This is a genomic window from Peribacillus sp. NPDC096622 (assembly GCF_044762665.1).
GTDB classification, from domain to species: Bacteria; Bacillota; Bacilli; order Bacillales; family DSM-1321; genus Peribacillus; species Peribacillus frigoritolerans_B.
Genome location: NZ_JBIWES010000020.1, coordinates 1 through 20,856 on the forward strand (window position 1 = coordinate 1; position 20,856 = coordinate 20,856).

The 20,856-nt window shown below is 40.7% G+C and carries 30 protein-coding genes and 2 pseudogenes; 3 read left to right on the forward strand and 29 right to left on the reverse strand.

Annotated features, from left to right (window positions below):
• Positions 1 to 283: 283 nt before the first annotated feature.
• Positions 284 to 520 (reverse strand): hypothetical protein, encoded by a 237-nt coding sequence (locus ACIQYG_RS23115; protein WP_402842995.1) that lies wholly within the window; start codon positions 518 to 520, stop codon positions 284 to 286.
• Between the two features lie 132 nt (positions 521 to 652).
• Between ACIQYG_RS23115 and pdaB the strand changes: the two genes are divergently transcribed.
• Complete coding sequence (pdaB, locus tag ACIQYG_RS23120) at positions 653 to 1,405, forward strand: polysaccharide deacetylase family sporulation protein PdaB (RefSeq protein WP_402842998.1); 753 nt, start codon at positions 653 to 655, stop codon at positions 1,403 to 1,405.
• Between the two features lie 93 nt (positions 1,406 to 1,498).
• Here pdaB and ACIQYG_RS23125 read toward each other — a convergent pair whose 3' ends face one another.
• Positions 1,499 to 2,179, reverse strand: a complete 681-nt coding sequence (locus tag ACIQYG_RS23125; protein ID WP_402843000.1) for a KinB-signaling pathway activation protein — start codon at positions 2,177 to 2,179, stop codon at positions 1,499 to 1,501.
• A gap of 137 nt (positions 2,180 to 2,316) precedes the next feature.
• Between ACIQYG_RS23125 and gerD the strand changes: the two genes are divergently transcribed.
• Complete coding sequence (gene gerD / locus ACIQYG_RS23130; protein WP_402843003.1) at positions 2,317 to 2,877, forward strand: spore germination lipoprotein GerD; 561 nt, start codon at positions 2,317 to 2,319, stop codon at positions 2,875 to 2,877.
• Positions 2,878 to 2,921: 44 nt separating this feature from the next.
• Here the strand turns inward: gerD and ACIQYG_RS23135 are convergent, their stop codons facing one another.
• The 5 genes from ACIQYG_RS23135 to ACIQYG_RS23155 all read right to left on the reverse strand — a co-directional run bounded on the left by ACIQYG_RS23135 (position 2,922) and on the right by ACIQYG_RS23155 (position 7,267).
• Positions 2,922 to 3,980 (reverse strand): P-loop NTPase, encoded by a 1,059-nt coding sequence (locus ACIQYG_RS23135; protein WP_402843005.1) that lies wholly within the window; start codon positions 3,978 to 3,980, stop codon positions 2,922 to 2,924.
• Positions 3,981 to 4,119: 139 nt separating this feature from the next.
• Positions 4,120 to 4,836 carry an N-acetylmuramoyl-L-alanine amidase CwlD gene (cwlD, locus tag ACIQYG_RS23140; protein ID WP_402843009.1) on the reverse strand — a complete coding sequence of 239 codons (717 nt, stop codon included), beginning with the start codon at positions 4,834 to 4,836 and terminating at the stop codon, positions 4,120 to 4,122.
• A gap of 82 nt (positions 4,837 to 4,918) precedes the next feature.
• Positions 4,919 to 5,344, reverse strand: coding sequence for a DUF2521 family protein (locus ACIQYG_RS23145; RefSeq protein WP_402843012.1), 426 nt, complete (start codon positions 5,342 to 5,344; stop codon positions 4,919 to 4,921).
• A gap of 573 nt (positions 5,345 to 5,917) precedes the next feature.
• Positions 5,918 to 6,442 carry an ECF transporter S component gene (locus tag ACIQYG_RS23150; protein ID WP_402843015.1) on the reverse strand — a complete coding sequence of 175 codons (525 nt, stop codon included), beginning with the start codon at positions 6,440 to 6,442 and terminating at the stop codon, positions 5,918 to 5,920.
• Between the two features lie 276 nt (positions 6,443 to 6,718).
• Complete coding sequence (locus ACIQYG_RS23155; RefSeq protein WP_402843018.1) at positions 6,719 to 7,267, reverse strand: TetR/AcrR family transcriptional regulator; 549 nt, start codon at positions 7,265 to 7,267, stop codon at positions 6,719 to 6,721.
• 101 nt (positions 7,268 to 7,368) lie between these two features.
• Here ACIQYG_RS23155 and ACIQYG_RS23160 point away from each other — a divergent pair.
• Positions 7,369 to 7,919 (forward strand): annotated as a pseudogene (locus ACIQYG_RS23160) (MFS transporter); the annotation flags it as partial.
• A gap of 129 nt (positions 7,920 to 8,048) precedes the next feature.
• Here ACIQYG_RS23160 and rpsI read toward each other — a convergent pair.
• From rpsI to ACIQYG_RS23270, 22 genes and pseudogenes are all read right to left on the reverse strand, one after another.
• The gene (gene rpsI / locus ACIQYG_RS23165; protein ID WP_034304957.1) at positions 8,049 to 8,441 is read right to left on the reverse strand and encodes a 30S ribosomal protein S9; all 393 of its coding nucleotides are present in this window, start codon (positions 8,439 to 8,441) and stop codon (positions 8,049 to 8,051) included.
• Between the two features lie 20 nt (positions 8,442 to 8,461).
• Complete coding sequence (gene rplM / locus ACIQYG_RS23170; protein WP_034304960.1) at positions 8,462 to 8,899, reverse strand: 50S ribosomal protein L13; 438 nt, start codon at positions 8,897 to 8,899, stop codon at positions 8,462 to 8,464.
• Between the two features lie 266 nt (positions 8,900 to 9,165).
• The gene (truA, locus tag ACIQYG_RS23175; protein WP_402843021.1) at positions 9,166 to 9,906 is read right to left on the reverse strand and encodes a tRNA pseudouridine(38-40) synthase TruA; all 741 of its coding nucleotides are present in this window, start codon (positions 9,904 to 9,906) and stop codon (positions 9,166 to 9,168) included.
• A gap of 14 nt (positions 9,907 to 9,920) precedes the next feature.
• Positions 9,921 to 10,718, reverse strand: a complete 798-nt coding sequence (locus tag ACIQYG_RS23180) for an energy-coupling factor transporter transmembrane component T family protein (protein WP_305161987.1) — start codon at positions 10,716 to 10,718, stop codon at positions 9,921 to 9,923.
• Positions 10,718 to 11,584, reverse strand: coding sequence for an energy-coupling factor ABC transporter ATP-binding protein (locus tag ACIQYG_RS23185; RefSeq protein WP_402843024.1), 867 nt, complete (start codon positions 11,582 to 11,584; stop codon positions 10,718 to 10,720). The genes ACIQYG_RS23180 and ACIQYG_RS23185 overlap by 1 nt, the downstream gene beginning before the upstream one ends.
• Positions 11,560 to 12,399 (reverse strand): energy-coupling factor ABC transporter ATP-binding protein, encoded by an 840-nt coding sequence (locus ACIQYG_RS23190; protein WP_034304970.1) that lies wholly within the window; start codon positions 12,397 to 12,399, stop codon positions 11,560 to 11,562. Before ACIQYG_RS23190 ends, ACIQYG_RS23185 begins: the two co-directional genes overlap by 25 nt.
• 367 nt (positions 12,400 to 12,766) lie before the next feature.
• Positions 12,767 to 13,129, reverse strand: a complete 363-nt coding sequence (gene rplQ, locus ACIQYG_RS23195) for a 50S ribosomal protein L17 (RefSeq protein ID WP_034304973.1) — start codon at positions 13,127 to 13,129, stop codon at positions 12,767 to 12,769.
• A gap of 83 nt (positions 13,130 to 13,212) precedes the next feature.
• Positions 13,213 to 14,118 (reverse strand): DNA-directed RNA polymerase subunit alpha, encoded by a 906-nt coding sequence (locus ACIQYG_RS23200; protein ID WP_402843080.1) that lies wholly within the window; start codon positions 14,116 to 14,118, stop codon positions 13,213 to 13,215.
• Between the two features lie 216 nt (positions 14,119 to 14,334).
• Positions 14,335 to 14,724 (reverse strand): 30S ribosomal protein S11, encoded by a 390-nt coding sequence (gene rpsK, locus ACIQYG_RS23205; RefSeq protein WP_028390438.1) that lies wholly within the window; start codon positions 14,722 to 14,724, stop codon positions 14,335 to 14,337.
• Positions 14,725 to 14,746: 22 nt separating this feature from the next.
• Positions 14,747 to 15,112 carry a 30S ribosomal protein S13 gene (rpsM, locus tag ACIQYG_RS23210; protein ID WP_034304978.1) on the reverse strand — a complete coding sequence of 122 codons (366 nt, stop codon included), beginning with the start codon at positions 15,110 to 15,112 and terminating at the stop codon, positions 14,747 to 14,749.
• 22 nt (positions 15,113 to 15,134) lie between these two features.
• A complete protein-coding gene (rpmJ, locus tag ACIQYG_RS23215; protein ID WP_003156543.1) occupies positions 15,135 to 15,248 on the reverse strand; it encodes a 50S ribosomal protein L36 in 114 nt (37 codons plus the stop codon).
• Between the two features lie 40 nt (positions 15,249 to 15,288).
• A complete protein-coding gene (gene infA, locus ACIQYG_RS23220) occupies positions 15,289 to 15,507 on the reverse strand; it encodes a translation initiation factor IF-1 (RefSeq protein ID WP_028390440.1) in 219 nt (72 codons plus the stop codon).
• Positions 15,508 to 15,549: 42 nt separating this feature from the next.
• Positions 15,550 to 16,001: pseudogene (locus ACIQYG_RS23225) on the reverse strand (M24 family metallopeptidase); the annotation flags it as partial.
• A 71-nt stretch (positions 16,002 to 16,072) separates the two neighbouring features.
• Complete coding sequence (locus ACIQYG_RS23230; RefSeq protein WP_402843028.1) at positions 16,073 to 16,726, reverse strand: adenylate kinase; 654 nt, start codon at positions 16,724 to 16,726, stop codon at positions 16,073 to 16,075.
• A 58-nt stretch (positions 16,727 to 16,784) separates the two neighbouring features.
• On the reverse strand, positions 16,785 to 18,080 hold the full coding sequence (gene secY / locus ACIQYG_RS23235; protein WP_034304981.1) for a preprotein translocase subunit SecY: 1,296 nt from the start codon (positions 18,078 to 18,080) through the stop codon (positions 16,785 to 16,787).
• Positions 18,080 to 18,520 carry a 50S ribosomal protein L15 gene (gene rplO / locus ACIQYG_RS23240; RefSeq protein WP_034304982.1) on the reverse strand — a complete coding sequence of 147 codons (441 nt, stop codon included), beginning with the start codon at positions 18,518 to 18,520 and terminating at the stop codon, positions 18,080 to 18,082. The genes secY and rplO overlap by 1 nt, the downstream gene beginning before the upstream one ends.
• 32 nt (positions 18,521 to 18,552) lie before the next feature.
• Complete coding sequence (gene rpmD, locus ACIQYG_RS23245) at positions 18,553 to 18,735, reverse strand: 50S ribosomal protein L30 (protein ID WP_034304984.1); 183 nt, start codon at positions 18,733 to 18,735, stop codon at positions 18,553 to 18,555.
• A 16-nt stretch (positions 18,736 to 18,751) separates the two neighbouring features.
• Positions 18,752 to 19,252, reverse strand: a complete 501-nt coding sequence (rpsE, locus tag ACIQYG_RS23250; RefSeq protein WP_034304987.1) for a 30S ribosomal protein S5 — start codon at positions 19,250 to 19,252, stop codon at positions 18,752 to 18,754.
• Positions 19,253 to 19,274: 22 nt separating this feature from the next.
• Positions 19,275 to 19,637 carry a 50S ribosomal protein L18 gene (gene rplR / locus ACIQYG_RS23255; RefSeq protein WP_076372859.1) on the reverse strand — a complete coding sequence of 121 codons (363 nt, stop codon included), beginning with the start codon at positions 19,635 to 19,637 and terminating at the stop codon, positions 19,275 to 19,277.
• Positions 19,638 to 19,669: 32 nt separating this feature from the next.
• Positions 19,670 to 20,206: a 50S ribosomal protein L6 gene (rplF, locus tag ACIQYG_RS23260; protein ID WP_048677892.1), complete on the reverse strand. Its 537-nt coding sequence runs from the start codon at positions 20,204 to 20,206 to the stop codon at positions 19,670 to 19,672.
• A gap of 30 nt (positions 20,207 to 20,236) precedes the next feature.
• The gene (rpsH, locus tag ACIQYG_RS23265; protein ID WP_034304995.1) at positions 20,237 to 20,635 is read right to left on the reverse strand and encodes a 30S ribosomal protein S8; all 399 of its coding nucleotides are present in this window, start codon (positions 20,633 to 20,635) and stop codon (positions 20,237 to 20,239) included.
• A gap of 30 nt (positions 20,636 to 20,665) precedes the next feature.
• Positions 20,666 to 20,851, reverse strand: coding sequence for a type Z 30S ribosomal protein S14 (locus ACIQYG_RS23270; RefSeq protein ID WP_034304998.1), 186 nt, complete (start codon positions 20,849 to 20,851; stop codon positions 20,666 to 20,668).
• Between the last annotated feature and the right edge of the window lie 5 nt (positions 20,852 to 20,856).

The following is a 20,856-nucleotide window of genomic DNA, read 5'->3' on the forward strand; positions in this document are numbered from 1 at the left end:
GAAGAAATGTTTGACTTGCTCATTTGCTTTTTTGATAGTGTGTGCTCACTTAAAATTTAACGTTGGCGCTTTGTTTTGTTCAGTTTTCAAAGAGCAATTTGCTCGCCATCTCTCTTAGCGACTTTAATATCTTAACATCTTATTACCGCTTCGTCAACAACTTTTTTTAAAAAAGTTTTTATCGTTCTTTTTCAAATGCTTTAACGTTGCAGCAACTTTTATAATATACCAGCGTATAAACCAATAGTCAATAGGTTTTATGAATATAATTCACTTTTATATATCATGACTGATTCCACTTGGATAAATTCGTTTTCCCCTTCATATACATTAGGATTTCCTCCTCGGTGCTCACCCTTTTAAACAGCCTGAAAAGGATGTTATATTTCTCGTTTATTGCCCTTTTGACTAAGTGATCGATTCTGTCATCCTGCAAATCGAATAGTATTTCATCCATCTCTCTTTTTAAAAGGTACTCCAATTCCATCTTTTCTTTTTCATTGATCAATAAACCGAGCATGGTTCACACCTCCATCAGACAGCTTTCCCCATTCCCATCAATTTTATGAATTATCATCTGATTTTTTTGCATAACAATAATCCTCGCGCATAAATTTGAAGACAAGAGTACTTTGGACAAGGGGATGGATTAATGAAATTTTTCATGGTGCTTCAAGCCAAGAACATTAAGTATTATTCGTTAATTTTGCTTACCGCACTTTTTACCGCTTGGTTTCTTTTTGTACAAAACATTCTTCATGCTCCCGTTTTTTCTACAAAAGATGGGCCGAAAGCGGTTTATAAAGGGGAAAAGAATGTTGCGATCACGTTCAATATTGGCTGGGGTGATGAGAAAGCCGCTCCGATAATAGAGACATTAAAAAGAGAAAAGATTAAATCGGCCACTTTTTTTCTCTCGGGATCTTGGGCTGAACGTCATCCGGACATAGTAGCTGAAATTGTGAAAGAAGGATTTGAAATCGGCATGCTTGGTTACGATTATAAGGATTATTCGGAAATGGAAGATCAAGAAATCATCCGGGATATTTCTAAAGCCCAGGAAGCATTTAAAAAACTTAATGTAAAGAATATAGAACTTTTACGTGCTCCCACCGGCCACTTTGATAAACGCCTCTTAAAGATCAGCGAGAATTTCGGATATACCGTTGTCCATTGGAGCATCGATTCAAAGGATTGGACCAATCCAGGTGTGGATCGGATCGTCCAAAACATCACCAAGGCGCAAAAAGGTGATATCATCTTATTACATGCTTCAGACTCAGCAAAGCAAACGAATAAAGCATTACCGGAGTTATTAAGTGAACTTCGATCAAAAAATTTAAACTTCGTTAACGTTTCAGAGATGATATCCAATTCCTCTGCAAGCACCGAGGAAGTCCGCTGACTGAAAAAAACTGCGTACTAATGGTCACCATGAACCTTTAGTACGCAGTTTTTATGTTTTGATTCCTTATGTATGGCCCGATTTGCATATAGGTTAGCTGCCTTTACCTAATTGACCGGCTTTCATCTTTCCCTTTGCTGGAGTTTGCTTACGCCCTCTTTTACTGGCCAATTCCTTTTGTGAAATTTCAATTAATTTGCTAAGGACCAATAATTGATAAGCATTGCAGACTAGCAATGGAAACAGCATGAAGTAAAGCCAGCCTTCATCATTGGTTTTCAGGACAGGTACCCACTCCAAAACCGTGACCACGACCATGAAAAACAAGGCCGGTATGAAAGACTGTTTATTCGTTTGTTTCATTTTGAAATATGCTGTTACAAGCCCTGCGGCCACTACAACCAATGCCAACACGATATACGAACTGATTCCCTCACCTGAACCAAAGCTAAGATATCGCAGGTAAACAAGGTCGAATACAACAAAAAGAATGAGTACAAGCTGAACGGCGTTCCATAACGAAGCGGTTTTAAATATCCCCAAACCAAAACGATGTATCGTTAAATAGGCAAAAAAGCCAGCTTGGCTTATGACACTGAAAATTAATCCAACACCGAATAACCAAATAAAAGTTGATAGGATGGCACTTACTTCAAAATAAGAAAAATAAGGCTTAAACTCACTCCATCGAGCCAAGAACCCTACAACTCCCCCAGTTACGCCACCTATAAGCAATGTTGTTAAAAACAATTTAACTAAATTACGGCTGTTCATTGTTTTCCTCCATACATTTCTATTTCATTTCCTTAATTGTACCAACCAAATTTGGAAAAATCCACTTATTCCACCAAGGAATAATATCGCCGATTGGAACCATATTAACAGTAAGAAGGATGAAAGGGGCCCTGCGTATGAGAGTGGGAGTTGCTTTGCTTTTCACGTCATTCTTACTCGTTTGTTCCGGTTGTGCTCAAAATGGAGCAGGCGCAGAAAAAATGGAGTACGAAGAGACAAAGAAAATGGTCGTCGATATCTTGAAGACAGATGATGGAAAAAAAGCCATCCAGGATATCATTACTGATGATAAAACGAAAGCTGAACTTATTATGGATTCGGATGCCATTAAGAAATCCATTGAAGATATGGTCACTTCAGATAAAGGGAAGGAATTTTGGAAAAAGACATTTAGTGATCCTGAATTTGCTTCCGCTTATGCTAAAGCATTGGAAGACGAACATAAAAAGGTATTGAAGGACTTAACTGCTGATCCTCAGTATCGTGGAATGCTCATGGAAATAATGAAAGAACCGGATATGGAAAAAGAAATCAATAAATTATTAAAAACCAAGGAAATGCGTTCGGTCTATAAAGAGCTGATCATCGAAACGATGGAGAGTCCTCTCGTCCAAGCGAAAATGCAAGAGAAATTGGATAAAGCAGCCACAAAAGCTGTCGAGAAGGAGAAAAAGTAAAAAGAATGAAAGAAGGCTGATTCCAATCGGAATCAGCCTTCTTTTTATTGTAGTTTTTCAATGACCTTTTTAGCAATATCTTCGTAAATCCTGCCGAGCCTATGGTCCGCTGCGTAAATGGATGGAGCAAAGTCCTCTTCGTTCCAATCTGGCTGTTGCAGGGGAAGTTGACCTAAAACTTCTGTACGAAGCTCTTCTGCAAGCTTCTCTCCGCCGCCTTTTCCGAATACATATTCTTTTTCACCGGTCGTTTCACTTTCGAAAAATGACATATTCTCTATGACACCAATGACTTCGTGTTCTGTCTTGATGGCCATGGCACCAGCTCTCGCAGCAACGAAGGCTGCAGTCGGATGCGGTGTCGTAACAATGATTTCTTTACAGGAAGGGAGCATCGTATGCACGTCCAATGCAACATCGCCTGTACCCGGCGGTAAGTCAAGGACCAAATAATCCAACTCTCCCCATTCCACTTCATTAAAGAAACTGTTAAGCATTTTACCCAGCATCGGCCCTCTCCAGATGATCGGCGCGTTATCCTCTACAAAAAAGCCCATTGAGATAACTTGAACGCCAAACCGTTCTACAGGAATGATTTTTTCCCCGCGAACAACCGGTCTTTTTGTTATCCCCATCATATCTGGCACGCTGAATCCGTAAATATCGGCATCAACCAGTCCGACCTTTTTACCCAAACGAGCAAGTGAAGTAGCGAAATTCACTGAGATCGTGGATTTTCCCACTCCGCCTTTACCACTGGCTATCGCGATGAATTGTGTCTTACTGTTAGGTCCAAGCAAACCTTGGTCCGCTTCACCCTGAGGAATGCTTTCACGATGCTTAGCTAATTCCTCTTCTGAAAGCTCCGTGAAACGGATGCCCACCGATTCCGCTCCGTTCGTTTTCAGCAAATCCACAACTTCCGATTGCATTTGCATTTGCTCGGCTGTCCCCGTTTTCGCAATCGCAAGTTTAATGCTTACATGATTCTTTTCAGGTTTTATTTTGATTTCTATAATTCCATTTGTCTCTTCAAGGTTTTTATGTAGAAAAGGGTCTTTAAGATCCTTTAATAAATTCAGTACTTTCTCTTCTGTTAACAAGTCGAGCACCCCTTTGAATTTTATTTTCCCATTTTTCAGTATAACATATTACCGAAAGAAAGCTTATTATCTACCTTGCATCCAAAATGAGATTATTTTCCCATAATAAAAAGGCCTTGTACCTTACAAGACCCCGACATCACTCGTCATCCGATAGTTTTTCCTCCGTGAAGTACCGTAAAATACCCATATAAATCGAACTGGCAACCTTTTCTTGATACTTATCACTGATAAGGCGTTCCCTTTCCTCAGAATTGGAAAGAAAGCCGATTTCCACAAGCGCTCCTGGTTTCTTAGCATACTTCATCAAATACACATGATTAATCGTTTTTGCATCACGCTTTGTATTTTCCAGGTTTCTGATGATTTCAGTCTGAATGAATTTTGCCACCTGTTCATTTTCCTCAAACCTGCTTGTATAAAAAGTCTGGGCACCTTTCGATGACGATGAAGGAAAAGAGTTCAAATGAATGCTTAAGAATAAGTCCGCTTCCGAATCATTGATCATTTTAACCCGATTCCGTAAGTCCTCCTGTTTTCGCTGGCGAATCCCCTTTGTATTACCCTGTGCCAAATCCTCATCCTTCTCACGGGTCATGATGACAAGTGCACCTTGTTCCTGTAAATAGTCCCTGACCTTTAATGAAACGGAAAGGGCAATTTCCTTTTCCATTATCTCTTGTACATTTGCCCCGCCGTCCATTCCTCCGTGACCTGCATCCAGAATGATGACCTTACCTGCCAACGGAAGGTTCCAGGAGTCCCAAGAATCATCTTCAACAAATTTAAAAGTCACAATTAAAAATAGGACAAACAATCCCATAGCGATTCCTGTATATTTCAGCTTTCTTCGCATGACCGTTCCCCTTCCATGATCTCTCTACTAAAAAGTATGGGACAAACCATGGAATTAGAACAAGGAATGGGATTTTGCCTTCTTAATGCAGTTTCATTTTATATCGTTTTTCTCCAGTCTTAAAGCCGTCCAGCCACCAATCCCCAACAAATCCTTCACAACAATAAAACAAACCTTCATCGAAAGCGTTATTCGCTGTAACTTCCCGCCAATACAAAATAAAGTTAAAAAGAGTATCGACCAAAAACTTCTCTTCCTTCCAGCACCTGGCCCTTACATCTTCTTCCGACTCACCATAATAGCCAAACTTACTGTAGTTCGCTCCTAATAAATAAGCCTCGATGGCAACATCGAAGTATCCTTCTTCCAAAACTTCCATCAAATCCTGTCCGAAGTAACGCTGAATCCTTCCCTTCATATCCTCGATAGAAAGTTCCCTGAGCAACCTGCGTTCGAACTTCAATTGCCTTTCCCTTTGCATCTCCTGTAAACCTAATATCACAGCCATAATTCACCTCCGGGGCAATTCCCCATTTCCCAAAATTATTTCCCAAGACATAATTTAGTTTTAGCGTTCTATTTTGAACCATTCATTTATTCCATTGGCAAAAAATAATGAGGATAGGTTCGGCAGGTAATTGAAATGCCTATCGATTTGCTATAGCTTCCATAAGGAGCCTTCAAAGGGCAGACTGCACAGGATGATGTTTAATGGCAGAAGAATTGGAGCCGTCACCCGTAACCCGTCACTTTAGGACGCTACCCGAGGCTGACCTTACCGACTTGGGTCGCTCACTGCACATGTCTTACTTTAATCATAACTGATTATTCATGTCGTTCTTCCTTAAATTCAAGCCAGTCATCCCTGTAGACACCTTCTATTGAAAAAAAGGACATCCATGGTAAACGGATGTCCTTTTCTAACCTGATATAACATTTTATAATAGCGAAATCATTTAATACCCCGCCTACTTAGCAAGGAGTCCTTTTAAACTCCAGAGGTTCATTAAGCACAGTACAATATCCAGTCGATGGCGCAAGACAAAGTTGGATGGCTTCCTATATTCGTTTCACCTTATATCTATCCAGCCCTTTTCATTAATCGGCCAGCAAGCGGCACTACGATTATTCCGGCTATTACGACCTGCATCACGTTTCCGGGGACGGAGCCGAATGGCTGTATCCAGTTACCGTAAAGGATAACCTCAGTAAAATAATAGCCGACTATTTTTATGATCAATGCAACAACAACGGCCAGTGTGTATACCCATTCTCTTTTGCCCGGTACCTTTTCGGATATAAGGCCGGCTAGAAAGCCCATTGCACCTACGATGACGAATGTAAACGGTGCCCATGCTGCCCAACCAGAGAAAAGATCGAAGAAGGCCATACCGAAGGCGCCTGCTATCGCCCCTGTTTTTTTGCCATAAACCAAAGCAGCTATAAAAAGGGGAACGTTACCCAGATGGATCAGGCCGCCGTTACCCATTATTGGGAGTTTGATGTTGATGAACATTGTCGCTACAAGGGTTAATGCAATGAATAGCGCATTGATGACCAAGGCTTTTGTTTTAGTTGTTTCAATCGGTGAGTATGTTGAATTCAAATGAAGTCCTCTTTCTTTTTTTAAGTATTATCATACTCCTAAACAGAGACATAATAAATATCGATTTTACAAATAATTCTGTATTCCACAAATAAACTCATGTGTAAACAAATGGGACCTATCATCCCCAACATCCGAAGCACCCTCCCCACGGCGTTAAATCGAATTGAGGCTGGGTGACTGGGATGGATTTATATAATGACGCAGAAGGTTCATGGAGCATGATATGGTCATATGAACTTAATGAAATTCAAGTTGATTCAAACGGTTTCAAAATCATTGCACTCTGTACATCAAATAAATTTGATTGGCAATATAATCTGAACTAAAATGAAGCCCCTTTCTTAACCACCATATTATAATGCCAACCAATGAGGCCGTTTTAATATCAATGTCAACATAATCATCTGGTAAATCCTCCCTGGTATTCTTCCTTCTTATTTCTACTAATTGCTTTAATAATGAAAACAATTGGTCCTCGAACTGATTCGTATTAAATAAAATAAGTAGATAATTTCGATGGATATATAAATAATCAAGCAATTGTGTTAGCTGTTGTTTTTCCGATAAATCTTTTGCATGTATTAAAGCAACAATTTTATCAGAAAGCTCATGTAAAATCCCATCGGTGATTTGCTTTAGTAAATCTTGAATATCCTGATAATGTAAGTAGAATGTTGTCCGATTCAACCCTGCTTTGGCCGCGATTTTCTGAACCGTTAAATTTGAAATTATGGAATCCTCGCATAAGAGAGCAATGACCGCATTTTTAAACATTTCCCTTGACCGAATTGTACGAGGATCTTCTTTTTTAGATATAGACATTTTAAACTCCTTTATGGATTTTTCCCTAACTTTCACAACAGCATATATTTATATGTCGATTAGTGAACATTTTCAAGAAAACTGTTCATGGTAAGTAACAAATATTACCCGGAGCTGTCATTAATGCCTTCTTATCCCCTGTCACAGGTAAAATGTTTGATAAATATGGTGCTAAACCACTCTTTATTACAGGTTTACTATTTATCATTGTTTCGATGTGGGGAGTCATTGATATAAACGAATCCACAACCTATATCTATTTAATGGTTCGTACCATTATATTACGAATTGGATTAAGCTTTATTACGATGCCGTTAAATACAGCAGGGTTGAATGCTTTACCAAGAGAATTGGGTTCCCATGGATCAGCCGTAAATAACACCATTCGCCAATTGTCTGGTGCCATCGGAACAGCAGTTGTCATCACGGTGTATACAATGCAAGCAACTTCACATGCCACTAGCTACCAATGCAAAATGAAAACATTTCAGCTATACAACTAGAGGCATTAGCTTCCATCTTTGGCTCAAGTGATGCCTATGTTTTTATGTTAATCCTATCTTTTGTGGCATTAATTTTTGCATGCTTCATGCCGAAAAAAGCCGTAATCCAAAAAACGAAGGTGAATCTCATAACTAAGATTGTTAACTGAAGTATTTAAAATAAAGCATATCCGGGAGATCCTGGATATGCTTTTTAATATTTAAGTTACACACCTTTTCTTAGAATAAAAAAAGACCCCCAACCAAAATGGTTGAGAGCCTTTGAAACGGTAATAGAATTAACGTTTTGAGAACTGAGGTGCACGACGTGCGCCTTTAAGACCGTATTTTTTACGTTCTTTCATACGTGGGTCACGAGTTAGTAAACCAGCAGTTTTAAGGGATGGACGGTATTCTGGATCAACTTGTAGCAATGCACGAGCGATACCGTGACGGATTGCTCCAGCTTGACCAGTGTATCCACCACCGCTAACGTTTACTAGAACGTCGTAATTTCCAGTAGTTTCTGTTGCAACTAGTGGTTGGTTAACAACTTCACGTAATGCTGCAAAAGGAATATATTCATTGATGTCACGACCGTTAATAACGATGCGACCTTCGCCTGGTACTAAACGTACACGAGCTACTGAGCTCTTACGGCGACCAGTACCATAATATTGAACTTGTGCCAAGATAGTAACCTCCTTAGTAATTATCCGCGTAATTCGTATACTTCTGGTTGTTGAGCAGCGTGTGGGTGCTCAGCTCCAGCGTATACGTGTAATTTTTTGTAGATTTGACGACCAAGAGAATTCTTTGGAAGCATACCTTTGATAGCAAGTTCAAGCATTCTCTCAGGGTAGTTTGTACGCATTTCAAGAGCAGTTCTAGTTTTAAGACCGCCTGGATGCATAGTGTGACGGTAATAAATTTTGTCAGTCAATTTTTTACCAGTCAAATGGATTTTTTCAACATTGATAAGAATTACATGATCACCAGTGTCAATGTTCGGTGTAAAAGTTGGTTTATGTTTACCACGTAAAATGGATGCTACTTCAGTAGAAAGGCGACCCAAAGTTTTGCCTTCAGCGTCAATCACATACCATTTACGTTCTACTTCATTAGCTTTCGCCATAAATGTCGTACGCATGGTTAACCTCCTAAAAAACTTTTTAATTTTTTATATTTATTTTCAATCACAATAAACTTCCGGGGCTTATCGTGGGATTAAAATACATACCATATTATATTAACTTCTCCCAGATTCATTGTCAAGGGAATGTTACACTAGGATAAGTTGTCTATAAAACACTCTCTACAACTCCATGAAAAGTTCAGTATAGCCTCAAACCGCTCCATTACTGAATTCAGCCCGTTCCCCATTTGTAAAAAACCGGTATCACTTTGAAAATATTTTTATTTGTAAAATACTTTCCATAAATACAAGCCTTGGGCAGGTGCTGTTTTCCCTGCAAAACTGCGGTCCTTTTTGTCCAAAATCCCGCTCATATCATGGGGTGACATCTTGCCGCTGCCGACATCCAGGAGCGTCCCAACCAAAATTCGCACCATATTATACAAAAAGCCTTCGCCAACGAAGCGGAAAACCATGAAATCATCGCTCTCTTCAAAATCCATTTCTTTTATGGTTCGAACTTTATCGACCACTTCCGTTTTTGCCGAACAAAAACTTGTAAAGTCATGTGTCCCTATCAAATAGGAGATTGCTTCCCTCATCGCCTCCCCATCTAATGGGTAAGGATAATGATAGGCGTAATTCCGCTTAAATGGATCCCGCAGTTTCGAACGGGCTACGATATAACGGTACTCTTTCCCAGTAGTATGGAACCTCGCATGAAAATCGTCAGGCACGATATCGACTTCCAGAACGATGATATCGGTCGGAAGAAGGGCGCTGAACGCCTTTATCCAATTTTCGGTAGGGAATGTAAGGGGCGATTCAAAGTGAAGTACCTGCCCCTTTGCATGGACCCCAGAGTCTGTCCTGCCTGAAGCAGTCACTTTTATAATTGTGCCTTTATGCATTTTGGCCAAGACTGCCTCGAATTCACTTTGTATGGTGCGTTTCTCTGGCTGCACCTGATAGCCAGCAAAATCCGTGCCGTCATAAGCGATCACACATTTATATTTTGGCATAGTTCTCTTCCTTATTATGAACGTAATAAAAATAACATGACCGTTAGAACACCTATTGAGACCATCAAAAGACTATCACTCGTCTTCCAGTTCAATTGGCGATATTTCGTGCGGCCTTCCCCGCCACGGTATCCTCTTGATTCCATGGCAGTTGCCAATTCCTCAGCCCGTTTGAACGAACTAACAAATAGAGGAACAAGCAGAGGAACAATCGATTTAACCCTGTCCTTTATTGGGCCAGATGAAAAGTCAACGCCCCTTGCAGTTTGGGCCTTCATGATTTTTTCCGTTTCCTCCATTAGCGTTGGGATGAATCGAAGGGCAATGGACATCATCAATGCCAGTTCATGTACAGGCATCTTCCACTTTTTCAGGGGTCCCAACAGTTCTTCCATCCCATCTGTAATGGATATCGGGGATGTCGTCAAAGTTAATAGTGACGTAACAAGGATTAGTAAAGTAAATCTAACGGATATGAAAAAACCTTGAATCAGACCGCCTTCATAGATTTCAAACCAACCGTATTCAAAAAGCAACTCCCCTTCTTTCGTAAACAATATATGGAGAAGGAATGTAAATACGATCAAGAAAAAGATTGGTTTTAACCCATTATAAAGATAGCGAAGCGGTATTTTGGAAAGACTGATCAAAAGGATGGTGAATACAGCAAGCAAACCGTAAGAAACGACATTATTCGCCAAAAAGACGACACAAACAAACAGGAACACGAGAAGCAATTTAGCCCTTGGGTCCATTTTGTGCATCAGTGAATTTGCAGGGACATAACGCCCGATAATCATTTTATCCAGCATCAGCGGTTCCCCCGTTTCATGGCTTTATCTATTTCTATCGCTAAATCACCGATATTAAGACATGGATGATCAAATCGAACACCAAGTTCCTTCTGGAGCTTTAGCTGAAAACGGACCGTATCAGGAACATCCAGGCCAAGCTCCATTAATTGTTCCGGCTCTGAGAAAATTTCCTGGGGGGTTCCTTTTTTGAACACCGTACCCTTATGCATGATAATGATGTCATCCGCGTATTTGGCTGCATCCTCCATGCTATGAGTCACCAGAATCGTTGAAATGCCCCTTGCTTTATGCAGATCATAAAACATATCCATGATTTCTTTGCGTCCTCGCGGATCCAGTCCCGCTGTAGGCTCATCAAGCACCAATACTTCCGGCTCCATGGCAAGTACCCCAGCGATGGCCACCCGTCGCATTTGTCCGCCGGATAAGTCGAATGGAGATTTATCAAGAACTTCTTCACTCAATCCGACTTGCGCGATGGCTTTCCTGGCCAGTTTATTAGCATCGGTTTCAGAAACGCCAAAATTCATAGGACCGAAACATATATCCTTTTCAACCGTTTCATCAAATAACTGATGTTCCGGAAACTGAAAAACAATTCCGACCTTTTGTCTTATTGGCCGTAAAGCCTTTTCTTTTTTTCCGGCTTCAATCGTCCGATCCCCAATGAAAACCCGACCCTTCGTCGGTTTTAAAAGAGCATTCAAATGCTGCAGTAGCGTGGATTTCCCGGACCCTGTATGCCCGATGATTGCGGTATAGGTTCCCGGCTCCATTGATATATTGACATCATGAAGGGCTAGATGTTCAAAAGGAGTATTCACCTGATAGCGGTATTCTACATCATCGAGTGTAATTCGCATAAATCCTTCACCAACTCTTCCTCTGTCAAATGCCCATCAACTACACGAACACCATTTTTTTGTAACTCCTTGGTTAGTTTCACTGAAAAGGGAATATCCAGACCAAGAGCAATCAATTCTTCCTCTAACTCAAAAATATCCTGAGGCGACCCTTCACGATATAACCGACCTTGGTTCATGACTATCATTCGATCAGCTTTCGCAGCTTCCTCAAGATCATGGGTGATTGATATGACAGTAATCTCGTTTTCCTGTTTTAATTCCCTAACTGTTTCAAGCACTTCTTCACGGCCTCTTGGGTCAAGCATGGAGGTTGCTTCATCTAAGATGATAATGTCTGGCTGCAAGGCTATTACACCTGCTATGGCCACTCTTTGCTTTTGACCGCCGGATAGATGGTGCGGCTCTTGATTAAGAAAGGCATTCATCTTAACCTTATTTAACGCACCATGAACACGCTCCACCATAACCTGCTGAGAAACACCGGCGTTTTCTAAACCAAAAGCCACATCATCCTGAACTGTAGTGCCTACAAATTGATTATCTGGGTTTTGAAAAACCATGCCAATTTTCTGGCGTACATCCCAAACGGATTCTTCTGTCAAAAGTTGATCATTAATCGTAATGGTACCTGAGTTAGCGAACTGAAGGCCATTCAATAACTTCGCTAATGTCGACTTGCCGGAACCATTATGTCCGACAATCGCTAGCCACTCCCCCTGATGAATATCAAAAGAAACATCATCCAAGGCGTTTCGAGACTGACCCTCATATTTAAAAACAATATTATTTAAAGAAACCAGCTTCTTCACCATGTGGCCCTCCTCATCCTCGACTGCACTCGCCTAAACTAAGCTCTGCTCACTCAATATAAATATAGTGGTTTTTCCTTCTGAAAATATAAAAAAACGCTGCACCCCTTCCACCGAAAGAATTTTCGGTAAATTAAGAGCAGCTAACAGCGGGCCTGTTACGAAAAACAGGTTATCTTATAATCGCTTATCAAAAGCGGGAAGGGATGCTTGAGCTAGACGTGAAGGCTCCCTGCATAATACAGGTTCCGCCAGCCATCGTAACACTCAATGCGAATTTCTAAAGTACAGAATTTCTATTTTAAAAAAAGAAAAAGGGCATAGAACAAGTGAGTATATTCATTTGTCCCGCCCTTTTTCATCGTTGTTATTAAACTAATTCAATAACCACGACTGGTGCACCGTCACCGCGGCGTGGACCAACTTTCATGATACGAGTGTATCCACCTTGACGTTCTTCATAACGTGGAGCCACGTCACTGAAAAGTTTTTGAAGGGCATCTGTGCCATTCTCAGCGTCAGCGATTTCGTTACGGATGAATGATGCAGCTTGACGGCGTGCATGCAAGTCACCACGTTTACCAAGAGTGATCATTTTATCTACTACAGAACGTAATTCTTTTGCACGTGCTTCAGTAGTTTCAATGCGCTCATGGATAATAAGATCCGTAGCTAAATCACGAAGTAATGCTTTACGTTGTGCGCTAGTGCGTCCTAACTTTCTGTAACCCATTAGAGATTCCCTCCTTTGTTGAAGTTCTATATTGTGTGTCTATATCAAGGCTCACAACATAATGGATTGATTCCGCCATGTTATCAGTCGTCTTTACGAAGACCTAAGCCTAATTCTTCTAGTTTCGCTTTCACTTCTTCAAGTGATTTACGACCTAGATTACGTACTTTCATCATATCTTCTTCCGTTTTATGAGCTAGCTCTTGAACGGTATTGATTCCAGCACGTTTCAAGCAGTTGTAAGAACGAACAGAAAGGTCTAATTCTTCGATCGTCATCTCAAGAACTTTTTCTTTTTGATCTTCTTCTTTTTCAACCATGATTTCAGCATTTTGAGCTTCATCGGTTAAACCAACAAAGATATTTAAATGCTCTGTTAAAATCTTAGCTCCAAGTGCTACCGCTTCTTGCGGACCAGTACTGCCATCAGTCCAAACATCAAACGTTAACTTGTCAAAGTTAGACAACTGTCCAACACGTGTATTTTCAACTTGGAAAGATACGCGTGAAACTGGAGTGTAAAGAGCATCGATTGGAATTACACCAATTGGCTGGTCTTCTCTCTTGTTTTGAACAGCAGGAGTGTAGCCGCGGCCGCGACGTGCAGATAAACGCATACGCATATGACCGTTTTTACCAATTGTAGCAATATATAAATCCGGATTAAGAATTTCTACATCACTATCATGAGTGATATCAGCAGCCGTGATGACTCCGTCACCTTGAACGTCAATTTCCAGCGTCTTCTCTTCATCAGAGTAAATCTTAAGAGCTAGTTTTTTCACATTAAGAATGATAGATGTTACATCTTCCACGACGCCTTCAATTGTTGAGAACTCATGTAGCACTCCATCAATTTGTATAGCTGTGACAGCAGCACCTGGGAGTGAGGATAAAAGGATACGACGTAAGGAGTTACCCAATGTAGTACCATACCCACGCTCTAGTGGCTCTACGACGAATTTACCGTATTTGGTATCGTCGTTGATTTAAACCGTTTCGATTTTTGGTTTTTCTATTTCGATCATCAATAAACCCTCCTTCAAAACGTCAAAACCCCGGCAAGTAAACCAAGTCACTTAAACCGAAATTCCCCATGTATACGTTCCCGCTGTGCGCAACAACTGAAAATTAATCCTCTGTAAGAACGCAAACTCAGTATTATATCCCATTATAGACAGGAATACAAAATCTATACAGAAAAATTAAACACGGCGACGTTTTGGTGGACGGCATCCGTTATGTGGAACTGGAGTTACATCTTTAATTGCAGTTACTTCTAGGCCAGCAGCTTGAAGTGCACGAATGGCAGCCTCACGTCCAGCACCAGGTCCTTTAACTGTAACTTCAAGAGTTTTCATACCATGTTCAATTGATGTTTTAGCAGCTGTTTCAGCAGCCATTTGTGCAGCGAATGGAGTGGATTTACGAGATCCACGGAATCCTAGAGCTCCAGCACTTGACCAAGAAATAGCATTACCATGAGAGTCAGTGATCGTAACGATAGTGTTATTGAATGTTGAACGAATATGTGCAATACCAGTTTCTATATTCTTTTTCACACGACGTTTACGTGTATTAGTTTTACGTGCCATGAAAAGTAACCTCCTTTACTAATTATTTTTTCTTGTTAGCTACAGTACGACGAGGTCCTTTACGCGTACGAGCATTGTTTTTTGTATTTTGACCGCGGACAGGAAGACCACGACGGTGACGTAAACCACGGTAAGAACCGATTTCCATTAAACGTTTGATGTTTAGGGAGATTTCACGACGAAGGTCGCCTTCTACTTTAAGCTTGTCAATGATATCACGAATTTTGTTCAATTCGTCTTCCGTTAAGTCACGAACGCGAGTTTCTTCAGAAACGCCTGCTTCTGCAAGAATCTTGATCGCTGTTTGTTTTCCAATACCATATATATATGTTAATGAGATAACAATACGTTTGTCACGGGGAATATCTACTCCAGCAATACGTGCCATGCTTGAGTGCACCTCCTTCTATTTAGCCTTGTTTTTGTTTATGTTTAGGGTTTTCGCAAATAACCATTACTTTACCTTTTCTGCGGATAACTTTACACTTTTCGCAGATTGGTTTGACTGATGGTCTGACTTTCATTGCTATCTAACCTCCTTATACAGATCGGAGCGTAACCGGATTATTTGAACCGGTATGTGATTCTGCCGCGAGTTAGATCATACGGGGAAAGCTCAACCGTAACTTTATCTCCAGGCAAAATGCGAATAAAGTGCATACGAATTTTACCGGATACATGAGCTAAAACAGTATGACCATTTTCTAATTCTACCTTAAACATTGCATTCGGCAAAGTCTCTTGTACTGTGCCTTCTACTTCAATTACATCATCTTTCGCCATTAAAGTGATTCTCCCTTCTCTATGCGTGAACCTATTAAAGGTGCACATCTTTCCGTCAACATTACTACAGTCCAATTATCCTCATAAGTCTTACAATTCTGCATCAAGTATTCACCATTTTGTAGAACCAGGCTTTAACTGAGGACCTTTATCAGTTGGACCGAAATGAGGATTTTATGGGTCCTCATGTAAGTCTTGACCGATTCCGTGACCGACATACTCTCGAAATAGAGAAGCAATTAGTCTCGACATAGGTTTGAATAGCATGGGAGATGTTTGAAAGGCGCACGCCTGACATAGCTTCTTTCAACCCTCTATATCACGACTCTTTAGGAATCCCAATAGAGTCACTGCATTTCTTCATCAATTTTGCCGACCGGATATGTCCATGAAGATCACTTAAAAAGTAATCGCCCAATTCAGGGAATACCAAGTACAAGAACCTGATTAATAAATGTGCGAATGCTCTCGCGAAATCCATTATACCCTTTGTATTATAGGAATGCACCAAGTTTAACTAGTAAGTTATAAAAATGGTATGAATTTCATAAATCAATACGGATGATTAATTTTGTAAAGCACCAAGCAACACATCGATATCTTCAAATACCTTATTAATATCTTGCTGTCCGTTAATGTTGACCAAGTATCCTTTGTCTCCGTAGAAGTCAAGAAGTGGCTTGGTTTGTTTCAAATTCACATCTAAGCGATTTTGAACCGTTTCCGCATTATCGTCGGCACGTTGATATAATTCTCCGCCGCAGCGGTCGCATACATCATCTTTAGCTGGAGGATTGAATACAAGATGGTATGTCGCACCACATGATTTGCAAATACGACGTCCTGTCAATCTTTCCATTAAGATGCTTTTATCAACATCGATATTAATGACAAAATTCATATTGCGATCTAAATCAGTAAGAATGCTTTCAAGTGCCTCTGCCTGTGCCACAGTACGTGGAAATCCATCAAGCAAAAACCCTCTTAGGCAGTCTTCCTTGCTTAAACGTTCACGTACGATGCCAATGGTAACTTCATCAGGTACCAATTCGCCTTTGTCCATGAATGATTTTGCCTTTAGACCTAAAGCTGTTCCATCTTTGATAGCTGTTCGGAACATATCTCCAGTAGAGATATGAGGGATATTATATTTTTCTACGATTTGTTCAGCTTGAGTGCCTTTACCAGCACCCGGCAGACCCATTAACACTAGATTCAATTTTCTTCCCCCTCAAACTCTATAATGGGTAGAGGGAACAAGCCGTTCCCAAAACTCATTACTTTATAAAGCCCTTATAGTGTCTCTTCACAAGTTGTGATTCCAGCTGCTTCATCGTATCAAGGGCAACCCCCACTACGATCAGCAAACTGGTGCCACCAATCTGTGCAGATTGAGGTAGATCAGCAAGCTTAATGAAAAATACCGGTAAAACGGCAATGATGGCCAAGAATATGGAGCCTACAAACGTCAAACGGTATAAAACACGTGTTAAATATTCTTGTGTACTCTTACCTGGACGAATCCCCGGCACATAGCCACCTTGCTTTTTCAAATTCTCAGCCATTTGTTCAGGGTTAACCTGAATGAATGCATAAAAATACGCAAAAGCAATGATAAGAGCAACATATATGATCATACCAATTGGCTTGGTGTAATCAAGATTTGTTGATATCCAACTAGTCACGCTGTTCTTTCCAAAGAAAGAAGCGATTGTAGTGGGAGTAATGATAAATGCCATTGCAAAGATTACCGGAATAACCCCCGCAGCATTTACTTTCAATGGTAAATGAGTAGACTGGCCACCCATTTGCGTACGACCTACCGCAGCACGTTTCGCATACTGAATAGGAATTTTACGTAATGCCTGCTGAATGAAGATAACAGCAACCACGATTGCTAATACTGCTAAAACAATGAGGATAATCGTTATGATTCGTAAGAATAATTGATCACCGGCATTTTCAAATTGCTGAGCGTAAATCTGATTTGCCGTAGTAGGCAAACTAGCTACGATACCAGCAAAGATAATGATGGAAATCCCATTACCCACACCCTTAGCAGTGATCAGCTCCCCTAACCACAAAAGAAAAGCTGTTCCTGCCGTTAAGACAGTCGCAATAAGCAAGTATGTTGCAATTCCAGGATTTTCAATCAACTGTCCACCTGACATATTATTGAACCCATAGGACATACCAACTGCTTGGATAAATCCTAGGATAATAGTGAAGTAACGAGTGAATTGAGCTAATTTACGGCGCCCTGCTTCCCCTTGTTTAGACCATTCAGTGAACTTAGGAACAACATCCATCTGTAACAGCTGAACGATGATCGATGCCGTGATGTACGGCATGATACCCATCGCTAATATGGAGAAGTTTTGCAGTGCCCCGCCGCCAAAGGTATTTAAAAGCCCGATGACGCTCAGCTGGTCCTGTTCAGCGAGAAAATCGGCATTCACATGCGGTACAGGTATAAATGTACCGATGCGATAGACGATTAACATTAGAAGGGTAAAAATAATCTTATTCCTTATTTCACCCACGCGCATAAAATTGGAGATCGTGCGAAACATTAGATCACCTCTGTATTACCGCCAGCAGCTTCGATAGCTTCTTTAGCAGTAGACGAGAATTTGTGAGCTTTAACAGTAAGCTTTTTCTCAATGCTTCCTTTGGCAAGAATCTTGATTCCTGCTTTTTCTTTACTTACAACGCCAGTCTCAAGTAAAAGAGCTGGTGTTACTTCAGTACCGTCTTCGAAAAGATTTAACGTATCAAGGTTCACGATAGCATAGTCTTTACGGTTGATGTTGGTAAATCCACGTTTAGGTAAACGTCTGAATAGAGGAGTTTGACCCCCTTCAAATCCAAGACGCACACCGCCGCCGGAGCGAGCGTTTTGTCCTTTGTGTCCTTTACCTGCTGTTTTACCGTTACCAGATCCAATACCGCGACCTTTGCGTTTACGTTCTTTACGAGAACCTTCTGCAGCTTTTAACTCATGAAGTTTCATGTTGGCACCTCCTTGTTAAGTTAAAAATTATTTTATTGTTCTTTTACAGTAACAAGATGAGCAACTTTGGTAATCATACCGCGAATCGCAGGGTTATCTTCTTGAACAACCGTTTGATGCATTTTGCGTAAACCCAAAGTGTTAACTGTAACACGTTGATCTTCAGGACGACCAATCAAGCTGCGAGTGAGGGTGATTTCTAATTTATTAGCCATAATTCGATTTCCCTCCTTATCCTAACAGTTCTTGTACTGATTTTCCACGTAACTTAGCTACGTCTTCAGCACGTTTCAATTGCTTCAATCCTTCAATTGTTGCGCGAACCATATTAATAGGTGTATTAGTACCTAGTGATTTAGACAAGATATCGCTAACTCCGCCTAATTCAAGTACCGCACGAACAGGACCACCAGCAATTACTCCTGTACCTTCAGAAGCTGGTTTCAATAGAATGTGACCTGCGCCATAGCGACCGTTCACAAGGTGAGGAATAGTAGTACCAACCATCGGTACAGTAATTAGATTTTTCTTAGCATCCTCAATAGCTTTACGGATAGCATCCGGAACTTCTTGAGCTTTACCAGTACCAAATCCAACATGACCATTTTTATCACCAACTACAACTAGTGCAGTGAAACGGAAACGACGTCCGCCTTTAACAACTTTAGCTACACGATTTACTGTAACTACGCGTTCTTCAAGTTCTAATTTATTAGGATCAATGCTACGCATCTGTTATGTCCCTCCTTATCCATTAAAATTCTAAGCCGTTTTCACGAGCAGCGTCAGCCAATGCTTTAACACGACCATGGAAGAGGTAACCACCGCGGTCAAATACCACAGCTTTGAAACCTTTTTCAACAGCACGTTTCGCAATAAGTTCGCCAACTTTTTGAGCTGCTTCAGCATTGCTACCTGCTTCGATACTGATCTCTTTATCAAGAGTTGAAGCACTTGCCAATGTTACGCCTTTTGCATCGTCAATTAATTGTGCGTAAATGTGTTTGTTTGAACGAAACACATTTAAACGAGGACGAGCTTCTGTTCCAGAAAGCTTAGCACGTACACGCGCATGTCTTTTCTGACGAGTAGCATTTTTATCAAGCTTCGTAATCATTTACGTCACTCCTTTCGTTTACTTATGCGGCATTACTTACCAGTTTTACCTTCTTTACGACGAACGAATTCGCCTTCGTAACGGATACCTTTACCTTTATACGGCTCAGGCGGGCGAACATCACGGATATTAGCTGCTAGAGCTCCTACACGTTCTTTGCTTGCACCTTTGACGATTACTTTTGTATTAGAAGGAACTTCGACTTCAACGCCAGCTTCTGGCTCTATTTCTACAGGGTGGGAATATCCTACGTTAAGGATAAGCTTGTTACCTTGCTTTTGTGCACGGTACCCAACCCCAATAAGTTCAAGTGATTTTACGAAACCTGTTGATACGCCTTCAATCATGTTAGAGATAAGTGCGCGAGTAGTACCGTGTAAAGAACGGTGAGTCTTCTCGTCAGACGGACGTGTAACAGTTAACACGTTCTCTTCAACAACGATTGAAAGGTCAGGACTGAATGATCTAGATAATTCACCTTTAGGTCCTTTAACAGTTACTTCACTTCCAGTAACAGTAACTGTTACGCCTGCAGGGATTTCAATAGGTTTTTTACCTATACGAGACATAATGTGCACCTCCATTCTTGTGAAAATGTATTACCAAACGTATGCTAAAACTTCTCCGCCAACTTGTTTAGAGCGAGCTTCTTTGTCTGTTAAAACTCCGTGAGAAGTAGAAACAATTGCGATACCTAAACCGTTAAGAACGCGTGGTACCTCTCCAGTTTTTGCGTATACACGCAAACCAGGTTTGCTGATACGTTTTAGACCAGTGATAACACGTTCGTTGTTTGCACCGTATTTTAAGAAGATACGGATGATACCTTGTTTGTTGTCTTCGATTAATTCAAAGTCACGTACGAAGCCTTCACTTTTTAAGATCTCAGCAATTTCCTTTTTGATCTTTGAAGCAGGAACTTCCAGTTTTTCGTGACGAACCATATTCGCATTACGGATGCGAGTAAGCATATCTGCAATAGGATCTGTCATGACCATTATATTTTACCTCCTTCCCAAACTCGGGTTTTACCAGCTAGCTTTTTTAACGCCAGGAATTTGTCCTTTATATGCAAGTTCGCGGAAACAAATACGACAAAGTTTAAATTTACGTAATACAGAATGTGGACGTCCGCAACGTTCGCAACGTGTATATTCTTGTACTTTAAACTTCTGTTCGCGTTTTTGCTTTACGATCATAGACTTTTTAGCCACGATTT